The sequence below is a fragment of the Francisella-like endosymbiont genome (genome assembly GCF_003069505.1).
Lineage (GTDB): Bacteria > Pseudomonadota > Gammaproteobacteria > Francisellales > Francisellaceae > Francisella.
The window spans coordinates 76326-91973 of the sequence record NZ_QAPC01000001.1 but is presented as its reverse complement, the minus strand read 5'-3'; the positions used below and the strand labels follow the sequence as shown (position 1 = coordinate 91973).

Below are 15648 nucleotides of genomic sequence, written 5' to 3'. Positions count from 1 at the left end.
ATTATATTCCTACTATCTCAGGTCCAATTAAAACTATTAGTAACAAACGTATAATAATAGAAGCTATTAATAAAGATCCTATTGTTTCTATAAGTCCTTGTCTATCTATAGATAAAGTTATAAGTCCAGGGATAATATAACCAATTACCTGAACTTGATTTGAGTAAAAACTCATAGTCAAATATTGTGAAAAAAGCATATTACAAACAGCACCTAATATAAATGATAAAAGTACTGTAATAGCAATTCTTCGTCTACCATAAATAATCATAAATTTAGACATAAATCTGACTATACCAAATGTGATTATTGAGATGATAATAGTTACTATAACTCTATCAGGAGCTCCCATCTCTAAAGCAAAATATCCTGGTACAACCATACCACCTGTAGACAATCCTAGTAGTGACACAAAAACTAGACCAACTACAAGACCAATCCCTATCGAGAGCGTTAATAGATCCATATTTTCTCCTGTTTAATCTTAAAACTATAAATTATGCTTCTTTTGGCTAATATCACAAAAATCTACTAATTCCATACCAATATCTTTAATATTACCAACACCAACGAGGATATAAGATTCCGCCGGATTTGACTCAACTGTTTTCTCAAGTATTTGTATAGGTGTCATCTCTTCACAAACTATAACTATAGTCATTGGCTTATTTAGTGATTTTGCATATTTTTTATAAAAGGAAGTAAAAACTTCTGTACCAGTACCTATTAGAATAATTAAATCTTGTTTTTGCCAGCCTAAGGCAGCTTCTGCCATTTGTTTTGAGCGATCTTCTCTATCATCTCTACAATTTACAACTAGTACTTTTTTATTGCAGCCTGAATATTTATCACAAAGCTTATCCCAAAGCATTTTTGTTGATACAGGATCATTAGCGGCAAAAGCATTAGCAAAATTTATTTCAGCATTTTTAATATTAAAATTATACTCTGTCATCGCCCCTGGGTCTGGAGTTGCTTCCCACATTCCCTTAAGAGCGATCTCTCTAGGTATACCTAAATCATCTGTTACTTTTAATGCTAGAGCAACATTTATCTTAAATTCTGAATAAACAAATTTATTTATTTCTTCATCAGATATTTTCTCAGCATCTTGTGCTGTAGCTGCTATTAGTTCTGTACCACGCTCTTTACAAGCATATTCAAAAAAATCTAAATGGATATCTTCTGCAGTAAAATATTTAGCCTCAACAGGAACAGTAGCTGCTAATGCTTTGGCGACATCTCTTTCTGTAGGACCCATAACATCTAAATGATCAGGGCGGGCATTTGTCAAAACTCCATGTGTTGCTTTAACAAGCTTTAGCTCACATAGCGATTGCAAAAGTGGTTGCAAAGCCATACATTCAATAACGATAGCGTCAGCTTTTGCTCTTCTTGCCTTAAACATAATTTTAACTTGCTCAGCGATATTACTAAAGCCTATCCTAAATACAGGTGTCTCTGAACCATCAACATCGATATATCTAGCTAAAGTTCCGGTAGTTTTAGCTACAGTTCTATAGCCACCAGCTCTGACACCAGCTGCTATAAGCCTAGCAACACTTGACTTACCTCGAGTACCATTGACATGAATTCTAATTGGAATACTTTTAATACTGGTATTATGTACTATGTTTTCTATTATTAGATACACGCATAAAATAGCAAATACGCCTATAATTAACCAAAAATCCAATGTAGCTACCTTTTAATGTAACAAATTACATTATTAATTATATCACTGAGAATATTAGTATACAAAGTCATTAAAATTTAATCTCATTAAATATCAGTAAATTTTGTCTCAGGCATATAATAAAGTACTGGTATCATAATAATAGAAGCTACTACTAAAAGCCATGCTGGCGCTAGCATACTACCTGATGTAACTACTAATGAAGTAGCTATAAATGGTATAGTTCCACCAAAAAATGAGTTACCTATATTATAACTTAATCCATTGCCACTATAACGATATTTAGTATCAAATAGCTCAGGTGCAGCTGCCCCATAAGCTCCCCATATCGCCATCAATGGAACACTTAAAAAAAACATAGCCCACAATAAGTAAATGACTCCCATATCCATTAATATAAAACTAGGATATGCAAGTATTAAATATACCCAAATCGAAAACTTCATCAAAGGTTTTCTACCTAAATAATCGCTCAATAAACCCCATAATGGTGCTGAAAAAGAGAAAATTAAACTAAATATCGTGACAACTGCCAAAGAAAAAAACTCTGAATAATGCAGTTCAACAAAATGACTACTTAAGTAAGAAAGTACCAAATAATACATAATATTAGCATAAGCTGATAAGGCTATTGCTAGAAATAGCGGCTTAGTCTGCTTTTTAAACATCTCTCTTACTGGTTTAATAGAAATATCTCCTTGTGCCTCCAACTCTTCAAAAGAATAACTCTCTGGTATAATTAAGCGCATTACTAAAGCCATTAATGCTAATACTAAACCAATAATATAACCTATTCGCCAACCCCATAAATCAAGAATCTCTCGGCTAAACAATCCAAACAATAACATTACAACTAGTGAAGCTAAGAAAACTCCTGTTCCAGATGACATAGTAGCAAAACTAGCAATAAAACCACGACGGTTTGGCTTAGTTGATTCAATCATAAAAACCATCACCCCACCATAAGAGCCGCCAATAGAGAATCCTTGTAGTAATCGCATTACCACTAATATGATTGGCGCCAAAACTCCAATACTACTATAAGTTGGTAATATAGCTATCACCAGCATCGGTAGTATCATCATAATAATAGATACTACTAAAGCTTTTTTACGACCAAAGCGATCACCAAAGCTTCCCATAACTACACTACCTATAGGCCCCATAAAAAACCCTGCAGCAAAAACCCCAAAAGTCATAAGAATTGAGGTATATTTACTAAAATCAGGGAAAAATATACTTGCTATCACAGGAGTTAAATATGCAAAAAGCATAAAATCATACCACTCAACAATAGTACTTGCCGAGGCAAAAAAAGCATGTCTTTTGGAAAAGCGTTTCATTTATTTTAAAGAATTGATTATTCTAAAGGCTATACTTTATATATAAAAAAGCAACTTTGCAAATAATAGATTATCAATTGAATCAAATAATCAGTTTTATTTAAAAAATTAAATAAAACTACTAAATAATTATTTACTCAAAATTGAAAATTTTAAAATTACAATGGTGCGGACGGGGAGACTCGAACTCCCACAGTTGCCCGCTGGAACCTAAATCCAGTGCGTCTACCAATTTCGCCACGTCCGCAATAAATGGGGTGATTGATGGGACTTGAACCCACGACAACCGGAATCACAATCCGGGGCTCTACCAACTGAGCTACAACCACCATTACAAATTACTATGTCATTATAATGGCACGTCCGGCAGGATTCGAACCTGCTACCCTCGGCTTAGAAGGCCGATGCTCTATCCAGATAAGCTACGGACGCATCAAAAATGGTCGGAGCAGAGGGATTTGAACCCCCGACCCTCTGGTCCCAAACCAGATGCGCTACCAAACTGCGCTATGCTCCGACAATTTTAAAATTAATGGTGGCCAGAGGCAGAATCGAACTGCCGACACGAGGATTTTCAGTCCTCTGCTCTACCGACTGAGCTATCTGGCCAATGACAGGTATTATACATATATAGATATATTCAAGTCAATACTAATATTAAGTATTTTATAACATTTTTTCTTGGTAAAAAGTTTTTATCTTCTCTAGCTCCACAACCACCGTGAATTATAATTTTTTGCATAATATATCCATTTATGTATTTAGTTACATTAGACAGATTATAACCAAATTATTATTAAACTCATACAATTAAAGTAATTAGGTTAAATCAAAAATACAAACAAATTAATATAAAATTAAAATCACATCTTTATAGATAGTAAAGCTAAACAGTTATATGAAGCTACAACTAGATTTTAAATATTGATAATGACAAATAAAAAGAGTAAATATAGCTAAAATATCAAAACTCTACTAGACAAGTATTTAAATCAAATTTTTGATCTTCTAATAACATATACATACGAATATCAACTAAGCTGATTGGTGCATTGTTACTCACGTTATGTAGTGATGAGTGCTTAAGGTGAGAGAAATCCATTAATTGTAACCATACCATGAGCCAAAATAACCTCTATAACATTTTCAGCATTCAGTAAAGCTGAAGTATCTTCATCAATACCTACACCAACCATATACGGATTGTATGAAAGTGCGGCTAAAAATCTACCTAGTCTATCTCTTTGAGAGAAATGCTGGTCTACTAGAAGTTTATTTGTTAAACTTAAACCAGGAGCTAGGTTAACATATTACATCTAGAAATAAGGCTTGCTTGACTACCTGCGATCATAAAGCCAGATATAAACATTATACCTGCCGAAGTCCCTGCTACATTGACACCCTTTGCATTTAACCTATAAATAAGCTGTACTACTGGTGTGCCGCCAAGAGTAGTTGAAAGTAAAAGTTGGTTACCTCCAGTCATAAAGATACCTGTACACTTGGAAAGTATATCTTGATATTCTTTTACTAGTAGTAGCATCAAGACGTGTTTCTATTTTTAGGTTATGTACTTCTTTGACTCCAATTTTTGTAAAGATATCAACATAAATATCTCCTGTATCTGGAAGTTTTGATACTGTTGGAATAACAGCAATTTTTGCTTCACCACCACCCGATAGTTGGACAAATTTTTCTAGAACTGTGGGCTTGCGAACTTATCTTCACCACCACCAATCGGCATTATATACGCACACTGGTCTTTTTTACTGGCTTAGAAAGCATCTTAAAAATTTCCTTTATATATAATATTAAATCATATACGCTAAATAGCGTTTTGCTAAAAAAATACTAATTAATTGAAAATTTTTCTATAAAAAAGGTTTATTTTTAGGATATAAATTGATACGCATCAAATATTATTTACGCTCTTGATAATTGATGATATGCTATCACATAATTATTTAATTTAAACTAACTAAAATGAAAAATCTCAAAGCTCTAACAATTGGTGGTGCAGCACTTGATACGATTATTGAGTATGAAGAAATGTTCACCATGAATATGCAAAAGAAAAATACCACCCAATCTTTTATGCTTCTTGAAGAAGGAGCTAAGATTGAAGTGACAGATCAAAAATCTTTTTCTGGTGGTGGGGCTACTAATGCTGCTGTTTCATTCAAAAAACAAGGCATAGATGTCAGCTTTTTTGGGAAAATTGGTAAAGATATTGCAGGAGAGCAAATCACTAAAGAACTAAAAAATCATGGCATAGATATCTCTAACATTCGCTATTCTAATAAATATGGTACTGCCACCTCATATGTAGTGCCTGCTCTAAGTGGTGATAGAACAATTTTTGCCTATCGCGGTGCTAACAAAGATATTCTAAAAGATGATTTACCATCACAAGCAATTATAGTAAGTGATTTTATATATATCACATCATTGAGTAAATCATCTGCAGCAAGGTTACCCGAAATAGTTAAATTAGCAGCAGATAATAACACCAAAGTTGCTATCAATCCTGGCTCTAGTCAGCTAAGTGTTGGTGAAAGCTTTATAAAAGACTCAATGTTCGGTATTGATATTCTTGTACTAAACTTCCAAGAAGCACAAAAATTGATGTTATCATTACTATCCTCTGATGGTAAAGATATTGTTGAATCTAAAGATAGACTAGAAACGCCTCTTAATGAAGAAAAAAGTAACTTTTTAAACTCCACTTTTAGACTTAAAGATTTCTTTAAGATCTGTCTAGATCTAGGTGTAAGGATAATAGTAGTTACAGATGGCGCTAATGGTGTCTATGCTGCAACTAAATATAAAATATACTATAGTGAATCACTACGTATTAAAAATGTCATAAATACACTAGGTGCCGGTGATGCATTTAGTTCAACCTTCTGTGCAAATATTTACAAAGGAAATAATATCGAAAATTCTATAAAGTTTGCTCTAATTAATGCAAGTCATGTAACCCAATATCCTAATGCAAAATCAGGGTTACAAACATCAGAAAGCCTTGAGAAAATAAAATCAAAAATGAATTGTGGTTTAGATAAAAAAGTAACGGTTATTTCCTGGTAGCTATATATCTACCCTCAAAAAATGACTCGATATCTGCAACATAATAATCTATCTCCTAATTGTCATAAAAATTAGCCTCTAATTTATGATCATCTGCATGGACTAATACTGTTTGCATACCTAAATGCTTTGCTGGTATTAAATTATGTGATGAATCTTCAAAGAAAATAGTCTTTTCAAAATTAATATCAAATTTATCTCTACCTATTTTAAAATATTTGATCTTTGGTTTAGAAACTAAGCCTGTATCTTGTATTGTTAATATACCATCAAAACTTTTATCTAAACCAAGTTGCTTAAATACTCTATTAGCATGGAAATCAGAAGCATTAGTAAAAATATAAGTACGATTATTTTTTCTTAAATCATTGATATAATTGTTTAGTTTTTGATTCGGCATAAAGTGACTAATCTCAATATCATCGATATAGTTTAGAAACTCTTTAGGCTCAATATTATGATAACGCATCATTCCAAGCATAGTTGAACCAAACTCATAATATAGCTCATCACGGATTGCATTTGCTTTCTCTGCTGAGATATTTAGTTTTAGTTTAATATACTCACTCATTCTCGCCATTTGGCTATCAAATAAACCATTTTTGTAAGAATAAAGTGTGTTATCAAGATCAAAGACGTAGATTTTCATTTTTTTAATACTTTTTAAGTCCATATTATATTTTAAGAATATAGGCAAAACACTCCACTAAAGATTTAAGTGATTTCATATATAAAGCCTCTCTCAAAAAATAACCTGCTACCTCAGCAAAAGCAGTCTTATCTCCTTTAATTTGCCCAACATGTATTCTATATTGCATTAGATTTTCTTGAATATTGTAGAATTTTATAGATACATCTCTCATTAATCTAAGCCAAAGATCATAATCTTCACTAGCTTTACCACCCATATAACAATTATATTTCAAAATGGTTTCTTTTTTATACATTACAGATGGATGAGAGATTATACATTTATAATATATTCTCTTCCTAATACTTCTATTACTTTCTGGGAAAGTCTTTGTATCTATTATTTCCCCATGACTATTTATATATTCTAAATTAGTTCCAACAACATCATAACCATACTTTGTAATATAATCCATTTGTTTCGCAAATCTAGTTTTATCTGCAATATCATCAGCATCCATCCTAGCTATATACTCACCATTTGCTAAAAAAATAGCTTCGTTTAGAGAGTAAATAATACCTCTATTCTCTCTAGATATAATCCTAATTCTACTATCAATTTCCTCATATTTTTTGATTATAGCCAAACTATTATCAGTTGAACCATCATTTACAATGATAAACTCAAAGTCTTTAAATGATTGTTGTAAAATACTTTCAATAGCTTGAGCTATATATTTCTCAGCATTATATACTGACATAATCACTGATATCTTTACATTATTCATATTCTTATCCATGATTTATGGCATATATCATCTTGCTTAATTCTAACATCATTAAACCACTTACTAGGGGCTATAACAATTTTTTAACTTTTTTGATAATATAAAGTTCTCCACTATAGTTAGCAATCCACTAGCTACGCCAAAATTCATTCTAATAATATGACAAAAAATTGAGTTTCTTCCAAAATGGATAAAATATTTTGTTTCTTATTATTCTTGATACAAATTGCTTAATCATACTTTAGCGCCTTTTATTCCTTACAATAGGCAAAGTTATTTTTAGAAAAAAACATAATATAACCTCTCTCACCAAATATATTATAAAAACATAGACCTAAAATATTATATAAATTAAACAATATCCATTTATATGATATTTTCTGTTGCGTCTCTGATTTTATTTCCCACTGTTCTTTTATTCTTTTAAAGAGATATTTGGGATTATTACCAACATCTCCCAAATGAAATTTGGCAATAAATATATCAACATATTGACAACAATAGTGCTCTAAAAGTTTCATTCTACTTAACAATTCACCATCTGCTAAAATCTTATACTTTATATTAAATTTAGTTGCTTAATATCTTTTGAATTAAAAAATGTTGCTTGATGTGGTATCACATCTGATCTCCATACTCATCCATAAAACTCTTATCAATAAAACATAGCAACCTTACCAGACAAAATAGATAAATCTAAACTAAAATTCTTATGCAGCCTCTCTAAAACACTAAGATTATAAAACAGATCTCCAGCATTCATAAAGTTAATCCAGTCACCAGTAGCTAATTTTATACCTTTATTCATAGCATCATAGATACCATTATAAGCTTCACTAATCCAATAATTTATTTTAGACTCGTATTTTTTGATAATATCGATAGTACCATCTGTAGATCCTCCATCTATAATAATATACTCAACACTCTCATAAGTTTGATTTATGACACTTAGAATTATTTTCTCTAAATATGCTTCTCCATTGTATACAACTGTTATAACTGTAATTAGAGGCTTGATATCATTTTTCATTTTCTAAAAAACCTGTGTATATTTGAATATATTTCTGTACAACCAACCTAGTATCAAACTCAGCCAAAATTTTAGCTCGAACATTTTTACAAAGCTCATCTTAGTGTTCATTATCTAAAACCCAGTTTATACCACTAGCTAAATCTTGACTATCAAATGGTTTTGCTAGATAGCCATTTATTTTATGCTCCATCATATCTGTATTACCCCAATATCAAAAGCAACAACTGGGGTACTACAAGATAGATTTTCCATAATCACATTTGATAAACCTTCTTGCTTACTAGGCACAACCATAAGATCTACCGTACTATACAATGTAGCTAAACTAACATCGTCATTTAATATCCCTAAATAATGCGATTTAAAGCCAAAATCTGGTGGATTCTTTGGTTGACTACTAACCCACTATTACTAACTCAATGCTATTAGCATTTAATATTTTTTCTAATGCTAAACTTAGTTCTTCAAAACCTTTCCTATTATCACTTATTGCACTCATAGCTCCAAAAAGTATAAGTTTCTTATTTTTAGGTAAATTCCACAATTCTCTTAATAGGTCTTTATTAAATTGTTTATATGTTTCTGTATTTATAGGATTTAGTAAATTTATATGTTTCTTATCTCTTAAAAGCGGACTATTTTTAGAAGTTTCATTTAACCATTTACTAATTCCAATAATAGTCATATTTATTTTGTTATAAGTTTTTTGTTTTCTTTTAAAATTTTTTTATTTAAATCATTTAAGCTATTACTAGATAGTACTGGACAATTATCACAGCCTTTTAGATAGTTTAAACACTAATTAGTATAATGACACCCTACAGTAAATGCCCACATATCATGAAGAGACCATACTATTGGTGCTCTGATTTTAGGAACATCTTCTATTTTTAGCATTGTTCCATTAATCCAATGTAAATGGACGATATAAGGATTAATAGCATTAATCTTTTTCACAAGATTTTTATATGATATATTTGCTGAGTTAAATAGTACTTTAGATTTATTTTTATATTTTTTTCTAATTAAAACTTACTCTATTCTAGGTTTTTAAAAAGCAGATAATTTTTCAAGATTTGATTCTGGAGCTAATAATCTATAATCATCACTTCTTTTATCCAAAACTAGCATTTGGCTATCCATATCAGCATCTAATAAAGAGTTATGTAGTCTAATACACTGCTATACCAGCTCCGCCATTAGTAGAAAATATAATTTTTGACAGCTTTTCATATAACTTTATTCTTTCCAAATAGATTTACATCAACTACTTTTTTATAAATTGTTGCATGACTGTCTTCAAGCAATCCAATAACCTCAAGCCCCAACATCTTTGCAAACTGATTTAAAGTATACTTTAAATGAAAGATTTGTGGTAGGTGACATTTTATTACAGAATGAAAGCAGTTAGCTATAACTAAATAACCATCTGTTTTCACACTTTTTATTATATTAACGAAATCATTAATTGGATTGGGAACATGCTCTAAAACATCAGCTGATACTAAACAATCATAATTCTGATCAAGTTTGCTTATTATATTAATTTTATTAAATTCTAATTTTCTCTTAAGACCAAACTCACTTGGATGTGGCTCATATATATTTACTGTAGTAGCTTTGTTTTTTTGAGCAATCAGTCTAGCTAAAGTCCCAAAGCCTACTCTATAATCTAATATATTTTTAAACTTACTTTGTACTATCCAATCGCTAATAACATGGCAATGTCTCATAGATTCTTCATGTTGTTCTATGAAAAGACCGTTCAAAAGCCAAACGGGATGAGCATAAAACTTACTTATTTTATCCCAGTCAAAGTGTTTATTATCGACAACCATATTTGTCCCAAACCAAATCCATAAAGCTCCACATTTGTTCAAGGTCATTTAAGTTTTGGCTTTTTCTGTTTAAAAATTTTTCTATCTCTTTTTTCTACATCTGATAGATTTTTATCTGAAAAATCGATGTTCACTATATAACACTTCTACTTACAATAGCTTTAATAACTTCTTTTTATTTTCTTATAAAATGATTCTCTTGATAATAAATAAAATTCTTTTATCTTAAAAACTGCGATTGAGTTTTCTTTAATGTTTCTAGTAAACTCTATGCTTTCCTTTAGGTTTAAATTATTATTTTTATAACTATTTGAATTTCCGCAATGCTCACCTAATGAATCATGGCCAATATTTTCAACAAATGTTTTTGCTGGGTTTAAACACAATCCATTATTTTAAAAAATTGTTGTATACCAAAATATAGCTCAAGTATTAATATTTCTATTTTTATTAGACAATACTTGCTCCCAAAAATTCTCAACACCATCTAGATTAAACCTGCAGATATCTTTTTTATTAAACTTTCTAATTGTCTCATCCACATCTTTTTTATAATATTCCCATCTATCAGCCCAAGTAGCTCAACTCCAACAATTCATCACTCTCCATAAAAATGTATCACTAAAGTTTTCAATTTCTATTGGATAATTCCAGCCACTAATATGCCAAACTTTTTCTTCATTTTTATAAAACTCTAAAGCATCGTTCATAAATTTCAAAAAGTACGAGCTTGTAACTATGTCATCTTCAATTACTATTATTTTGCCATATTGATTAACTATTTTAGTAACCCCATCAATTATAGAGTCAGCAAGTCCCCAGTTTTTTCTCTTTTTATAATAGTTACTTTTCTAAAACCCTTGATAGTTTTAATATAATTTCGCACTACTTGGACTTTTTCTATAGTATTTTCATTCTTAGGAGCATCAGAATATATAAATAACTCAATCTATAGCAAGCTTATTTTTTTGTAAAGCTTCAATTGTTTGTTGTGTATGCCAAAGGACGATTGTATACAAATAGTACTATGGGCGCTAATTTCTGCATCTTATTTAGACTAATCTTTTTTAAATATATCTCTTGTGTAAACTTTATATTCTACATCAAGTAGATTTTTATCATTTCTATTAGTGATAATTAAATCACAAAGACTTTTAAAAGTCTTTAAACAATCTACTTTAACAAAATTATTATCAATAGTTTTTAATATTGGCTCATACACTATCACTTTAACGTTAGATTTAACTAACTTGTCAATAATATCAAATACTGCAGATTTCCTAAAATTATCACTACCTTCTTTCATTACTAGCCTATATATGCCAACAACATTTGGCTTTCTATCTAATATCTGGTGTGTAATAAAATCTTTGCATGTTTGGTTAGACTGTACAATTGCAATAATCAAATTATTGGGAATGTTTAAATAATTTGCTTTTAACTGCTGAGTATCTTTAGGTAAACAATAACCTCCATAGCCAAAACTAGAATTATTATAATAATCTCCTATTCTAGGATCTAGACATACTCCTTTGATAATATTTTGAGTATTTAAATTATGTGATTCGGCATAGGTGTCAAGCTCATTAAAATATGCCACTCGCATTGCTAAAGTAAGTATTAGTAAAAAGCTTCACAGCTGCTGCTTCTGTAGAGTCCGTATATAAAATTGGAACATCTTTTTTTAATGTGCCATCTTTTAACAAGTTTGCAAAACCTCTAGCAACCTCTGATTTTTCTCCGATAATAATTCTAATAGGATAGAGATTATAGTATAATGCCTTTCCTTCTCTTAGAAACTCTGGTGAGAATATAATATTATCTACCCCCTAACTCCTGCTTTAAAGATTTTGTAAAGCCGATTGGAACTGTTGATTTAATAACAATCGTTGGACTTGAGGATGTTTTTAAGCAATCTTTGATAACAGCTTTTAGAATAGAAACATCAAAAGTATCTATAGTATCATCATAATCTGTCGGTACAGATATAACAATATACTCAGCATTTTCATAGGCTATGTCCTTGTCAATAGTTGCAAAATAGTTTAGCTATTTTTCTGACAAAAACTTTTGTATAAGTTCATCCTTAATTGGCGCTATTTTGTTGTTAAGTAAATTAACTCGAATATCATCGATATCTAAAAAGCAAACCTCATTATTTTGCGCCAATAAAATACCATTGCTTAAGCCTACATAACCTAAGCCTACTATTGTTATTTTCACGCGTACCTTTCTTTATAAAAATTTTTACATATAAAAAATATTGTATTTACTGATTTTGCATATACTAAATAATCCTTAATATACAAAAACTTTAATATCTCATTATTGAAAATATCTCTTAGATTATTTTTTAGAATCTCAATCAATATAACTTTTGGTCTATATTTTTTTAAAATCATGAGATTTAATCACAATAAAATCCAAACCTTCAACATCAATCGACAAAAAATCTATTTTTTGATGTTCAGATAAATTTTTATTAAAAACTTCTGCCAAGGTTAATGTTTGAATGTCTTTTGTAAATTTTATAAAGTAATTATCTTCACCATCTCTTTCTTCTGATATCTCTTTTGAAAAACCATTTAATGCCGGTTAATTAAAAGCATAATAAGTTAGAGTCTGTGTTTTATCCGAAATTAGTTTTTCTATATTTATATCCCCTTGGGAAAATTTATTAAATAATTTCATACTACCCGGCATTGCATCTATGTTTATTCCCATCCAACCTTTTTTATAAAAAAATAAGTATTAGAAAACCTCTTAGGGTGATGAGCCCCAACATCTATATAAAAGCCTTCTTGTTGGTACTCAAAAATCCTATTTAGAATCAAATCTTCACCCTCTTAAGAATAAGATTTGGTAGCATATCCATCTAAATAAGTATTTTTAAAATACTTTAATTTATCTTTTACTGCCTGAGGTAACATAATTTTAATAACTTTTTTTAACATTTAATATCCTCAAAATCAAAAAACTTTTTGATAAACTAAAAAAGTTCTTTCTAGTCTTTTGCCAAAAAACAAGACTAAAATATGCAGCTATAAAGTATGATATTAAAGTAGCTAGTGCGGCTCCTTGAATTCCTACATATGTAATAAAAATATAGTTAAGCAAAATATTAATAGCACTCCCAATAAAAGTATTTATCGTAGAAAATATTTGCAAATTCTCAGTTAAAAGCCATCTACTACTAGCAACCCCAACTGATACAAACACCCCAGCCCAAATATGAATCATAAGCACACTACCTGCTTGATTATACTGTTGCCCATATAACAAATTAACTTCCCAATCACTTAAAAATGTCATAGGAATTGCAATAGCTATAGCCATCCATACCATCAAATCATAAAGTCTTTGAAGCCTTGTATAGTATAAGTGTTCACTTACTTTTTTGCATTGATAATAGCAGGAAAAAGAGATGATGATATAACTGTTGGTACGAAATACTAAACTGTACTTATCTTCACAACTGCAGCAAACTGTCCAACCTCTTCTACTCCAAGCATATGATTTATCATAACCTGGTCTATATTCATATATATAGATACTGCCAAACCACTCAAGATCAAAGGCCAGCTATCTCTTAATAATGATTTTGCAGCAGCAAACTTAAAGCGCCATTTTCTGATATTGCCAAACTTTTTAGATTGATAAAAATATATAAATCCTAGTGATAAAGTAAAGCTATCTAAAACGACAACTGCAGCAAAATAGATTAGCTTAGCTCCACATAGTATAAGTATTATTTTTGTAGTTGATGATATTATTAAAGATATTAAATTCGCTAGCGCTACAAATTTACTCTTTACTTGACTCTGAAAATAAAAATCTAGGACATTAAAACTCTGCATCATAGTAGAAATAGCTACTACTAAATTATACTTTGGTATAAAAACTCTCATCTGAAAGATAAAGAGTCCCTGATAGTATCACCAAAAATACAAAAAAACCAAGCAACAGCAAACTTAAAGCGCTTCCCAGAATAGTATTTGATTTATTTGAATCTTTACTAATTCTCTGACAACTACTCCATCTAGTCCTAGAGTTGTAAGCACACTAAAAGTGCCACAAAACTACTAGCATAATTAAAAACACCAAACTCTTTTGGCCCTAGGTATCTAGCAACCCATATTCCTACTAGTAGAGATGCTAGCATTCTTGATATATTACCAATAAATAACCATCCGGTATTTAAGAAATATTTTTTAAATCCTTCCAATAGTTTCAAATTAAGAGTCATAAAACTTCCTTAACTCTCTAATACACTTATCTAGTCTGTAGTCTTTTATATTGATTTTAGTTGTATACTTTTGAATAGTGTTTACCTTTTTAACTATCAAGTCTTTAAGCCTATCAACATCTCCAACCTCAAACAAATACTCTTCTGCAACTAAGTCTCTATTACCCCTACAATCTGAAGCGAAGACAGGTAATCCTACAGCAAACACTTCAAGTATATTTACAGGTAATCCTTCTCTCTGTGATGATGAAACATATAAATCTGCAATATTTAACCATTCGTTTATATTATTTTGATATCCTAGCAACCTTACTCTTTTATCTAAATTATCATCTTTGATAAATTTAGTATAATTAAAATATTCTTTGCCTTGACCAATTAATAATAATTTTAGTTTTTTATTTTTAATTTGTTGTACTGCTTTTATTAAATCCTCTTGTCTTTTGTTCTTGACTAGTTCAGCAACATATATGATTATAAAATCATTTGTTTGAAAACCCAGCTTTTCTCTAAGTTGTAATTTTTCATAAGCTGATAATGGTTTAAACTTACCCAGGTTAGTTCCAACACCGTTTATTAACTTAGTATTTTTTGCTCTAAATTTATCTTTAGCTATATTATAATCTTCTTGATTAATAGTTATTAAAACATTTGTATATTTTGATAGATATTTTTCTATTGGATAGAAAATTAACCAATTTTTAAGTGATGCTCCCTTATAAAAATGAAAACCATGAGCTGTATATATTAGTTTAGGTTTTTTCTTAATATTTTTTATTGCTAGTCTTGTTAAAACACTTGGAACTGGTGTGACAATGCACAACATTATATTTTTCTTTGATTATAAGCTCTTTTAGGTGTCTATACGCTTTGAAATTTTTAATAGATAATAGTGACCTATTAAACTTATATTTATGTATTTATCACAAAAAGGTATCTGGCACTGCAATACTTCTTCATAATCATTTTTCGCACACACAT

General features: G+C 30.1%; 17 protein-coding genes, 5 tRNA genes and 3 pseudogenes. 1 reads left to right on the top strand and 24 read right to left on the bottom strand.

All coding sequences use genetic code 11. The features are described 5' to 3' along the window. Position 1: 1 nt before the first annotated feature. The 9 genes and pseudogenes from pgsC to C9379_RS00525 form a co-directional block, all read right to left on the bottom strand. Positions 2-466 (bottom strand): poly-gamma-glutamate biosynthesis protein PgsC, encoded by a 465-nt coding sequence (gene pgsC / locus C9379_RS00565; RefSeq protein WP_143385130.1) that lies wholly within the window; start codon positions 464-466, stop codon positions 2-4. 24 nt (positions 467-490) lie between these two features. Continuing rightward, a complete protein-coding gene (gene pgsB / locus C9379_RS00560; RefSeq protein ID WP_143385131.1) occupies positions 491-1696 on the bottom strand; it encodes a poly-gamma-glutamate synthase PgsB in 1206 nt (401 codons plus the stop codon). Between the two features lie 86 nt (positions 1697-1782). After that, positions 1783-3039, bottom strand: a complete 1257-nt coding sequence (locus tag C9379_RS00555) for an MFS transporter (RefSeq protein WP_143385132.1) — start codon at positions 3037-3039, stop codon at positions 1783-1785. Positions 3040-3203: 164 nt separating this feature from the next. Then, a tRNA-Leu gene (locus tag C9379_RS00550) sits at positions 3204-3286 on the bottom strand. Between the two features lie 6 nt (positions 3287-3292). Further along, positions 3293-3368: transfer RNA gene (locus tag C9379_RS00545), tRNA-His, on the bottom strand. A gap of 26 nt (positions 3369-3394) precedes the next feature. After that, a tRNA-Arg gene (locus C9379_RS00540) sits at positions 3395-3471 on the bottom strand. 8 nt (positions 3472-3479) lie between these two features. Further along, positions 3480-3556: transfer RNA gene (locus tag C9379_RS00535), tRNA-Pro, on the bottom strand. A 16-nt stretch (positions 3557-3572) separates the two neighbouring features. Further along, positions 3573-3648, bottom strand: a tRNA-Phe gene (locus C9379_RS00530). Between the two features lie 355 nt (positions 3649-4003). Then, positions 4004-4783 (bottom strand): annotated as a pseudogene (locus C9379_RS00525) (cyanophycinase). 239 nt (positions 4784-5022) lie between these two features. On the opposite strand from C9379_RS00525, the gene C9379_RS00520 reads away from it, so the two are divergent. Continuing rightward, complete coding sequence (locus C9379_RS00520) at positions 5023-6129, top strand: carbohydrate kinase family protein (RefSeq protein WP_143385133.1); 1107 nt, start codon at positions 5023-5025, stop codon at positions 6127-6129. Here the strand turns inward: C9379_RS00520 and C9379_RS00515 are convergent. The 15 genes and pseudogenes from C9379_RS00515 to C9379_RS00450 all read right to left on the bottom strand — a co-directional run bounded on the left by C9379_RS00515 (position 6116) and on the right by C9379_RS00450 (position 15493). Continuing rightward, positions 6116-6778: pseudogene (locus tag C9379_RS00515) on the bottom strand (pyrimidine 5'-nucleotidase). The gene C9379_RS00520 and the pseudogene C9379_RS00515 sit on opposite strands and share 14 nt — an antisense overlap. Before the next feature lie 25 nt (positions 6779-6803). Continuing rightward, positions 6804-7547, bottom strand: coding sequence for a glycosyltransferase (locus tag C9379_RS00510; protein ID WP_318263398.1), 744 nt, complete (start codon positions 7545-7547; stop codon positions 6804-6806). Between the two features lie 251 nt (positions 7548-7798). Then, entirely contained in the window at positions 7799-8068 is a 270-nt protein-coding gene (locus C9379_RS00505; RefSeq protein WP_143385135.1) for a hypothetical protein, read from the bottom strand. Positions 8069-8202: 134 nt separating this feature from the next. Next, a complete protein-coding gene (locus C9379_RS00500) occupies positions 8203-8580 on the bottom strand; it encodes a glycosyltransferase (RefSeq protein ID WP_143385136.1) in 378 nt (125 codons plus the stop codon). A 192-nt stretch (positions 8581-8772) separates the two neighbouring features. Continuing rightward, positions 8773-8898, bottom strand: a complete 126-nt coding sequence (locus tag C9379_RS00495; protein WP_318263399.1) for a glycosyltransferase — start codon at positions 8896-8898, stop codon at positions 8773-8775. Between the two features lie 82 nt (positions 8899-8980). Further along, positions 8981-9268 (bottom strand): glycosyltransferase family protein, encoded by a 288-nt coding sequence (locus tag C9379_RS00490; RefSeq protein ID WP_318263400.1) that lies wholly within the window; start codon positions 9266-9268, stop codon positions 8981-8983. Between the two features lie 544 nt (positions 9269-9812). After that, positions 9813-10469 (bottom strand): methyltransferase domain-containing protein, encoded by a 657-nt coding sequence (locus C9379_RS00485; protein WP_143385137.1) that lies wholly within the window; start codon positions 10467-10469, stop codon positions 9813-9815. A gap of 113 nt (positions 10470-10582) precedes the next feature. Next, on the bottom strand, positions 10583-10807 hold the full coding sequence (locus tag C9379_RS00480; protein ID WP_318263402.1) for a hypothetical protein: 225 nt from the start codon (positions 10805-10807) through the stop codon (positions 10583-10585). Positions 10808-11002: 195 nt separating this feature from the next. After that, on the bottom strand, positions 11003-11140 hold the full coding sequence (locus tag C9379_RS00475; protein WP_318263403.1) for a hypothetical protein: 138 nt from the start codon (positions 11138-11140) through the stop codon (positions 11003-11005). A 338-nt stretch (positions 11141-11478) separates the two neighbouring features. Continuing rightward, positions 11479-12644: pseudogene (locus C9379_RS00470) on the bottom strand (nucleotide sugar dehydrogenase). A 159-nt stretch (positions 12645-12803) separates the two neighbouring features. Next, complete coding sequence (locus C9379_RS08600) at positions 12804-12920, bottom strand: FkbM family methyltransferase (RefSeq protein WP_425536904.1); 117 nt, start codon at positions 12918-12920, stop codon at positions 12804-12806. 435 nt (positions 12921-13355) lie between these two features. Further along, a complete protein-coding gene (locus C9379_RS00465; RefSeq protein WP_318263404.1) occupies positions 13356-13757 on the bottom strand; it encodes an MATE family efflux transporter in 402 nt (133 codons plus the stop codon). A 116-nt stretch (positions 13758-13873) separates the two neighbouring features. Beyond that, entirely contained in the window at positions 13874-14329 is a 456-nt protein-coding gene (locus tag C9379_RS00460) for an oligosaccharide flippase family protein (protein WP_318263405.1), read from the bottom strand. 137 nt (positions 14330-14466) lie between these two features. Then, on the bottom strand, positions 14467-14667 hold the full coding sequence (locus tag C9379_RS00455; protein ID WP_318263406.1) for an oligosaccharide flippase family protein: 201 nt from the start codon (positions 14665-14667) through the stop codon (positions 14467-14469). Beyond that, entirely contained in the window at positions 14657-15493 is an 837-nt protein-coding gene (locus C9379_RS00450) for a glycosyltransferase (protein WP_143385138.1), read from the bottom strand. The genes C9379_RS00455 and C9379_RS00450 overlap by 11 nt, the downstream gene beginning before the upstream one ends. Between the last annotated feature and the right edge of the window lie 155 nt (positions 15494-15648).

What these genes read in the sequence shown, in the direction of transcription:
- pgsC (WP_143385130.1), bottom strand. Translation starts at nt 466, where the DNA reads ATGGATCTATTAACGCTCTCGATAGGGATTGGTCTTGTAGTTGGTCTA.
- C9379_RS00555 (WP_143385132.1), bottom strand. Translation starts at nt 3,039, where the DNA reads ATGAAACGCTTTTCCAAAAGACATGCTTTTTTTGCCTCGGCAAGTACT.
- C9379_RS00520 (WP_143385133.1), top strand. Translation starts at nt 5,023, where the DNA reads ATGAAAAATCTCAAAGCTCTAACAATTGGTGGTGCAGCACTTGATACG.
- C9379_RS00510 (WP_318263398.1), bottom strand. Translation starts at nt 7,547, where the DNA reads ATGAATAATGTAAAGATATCAGTGATTATGTCAGTATATAATGCTGAG.
- C9379_RS00505 (WP_143385135.1), bottom strand. Translation starts at nt 8,068, where the DNA reads ATGAAACTTTTAGAGCACTATTGTTGTCAATATGTTGATATATTTATT.
- C9379_RS00500 (WP_143385136.1), bottom strand. Translation starts at nt 8,580, where the DNA reads ATGAAAAATGATATCAAGCCTCTAATTACAGTTATAACAGTTGTATAC.
- C9379_RS00490 (WP_318263400.1), bottom strand. Translation starts at nt 9,268, where the DNA reads ATGACTATTATTGGAATTAGTAAATGGTTAAATGAAACTTCTAAAAAT.
- C9379_RS00485 (WP_143385137.1), bottom strand. Translation starts at nt 10,469, where the DNA reads ATGACCTTGAACAAATGTGGAGCTTTATGGATTTGGTTTGGGACAAAT.
- C9379_RS00465 (WP_318263404.1), bottom strand. Translation starts at nt 13,757, where the DNA reads ATGGCTATAGCTATTGCAATTCCTATGACATTTTTAAGTGATTGGGAA.
- C9379_RS00460 (WP_318263405.1), bottom strand. Translation starts at nt 14,329, where the DNA reads ATGAGAGTTTTTATACCAAAGTATAATTTAGTAGTAGCTATTTCTACT.
- C9379_RS00455 (WP_318263406.1), bottom strand. Translation starts at nt 14,667, where the DNA reads ATGACTCTTAATTTGAAACTATTGGAAGGATTTAAAAAATATTTCTTA.
- C9379_RS00450 (WP_143385138.1), bottom strand. Translation starts at nt 15,493, where the DNA reads ATGTTGTGCATTGTCACACCAGTTCCAAGTGTTTTAACAAGACTAGCA.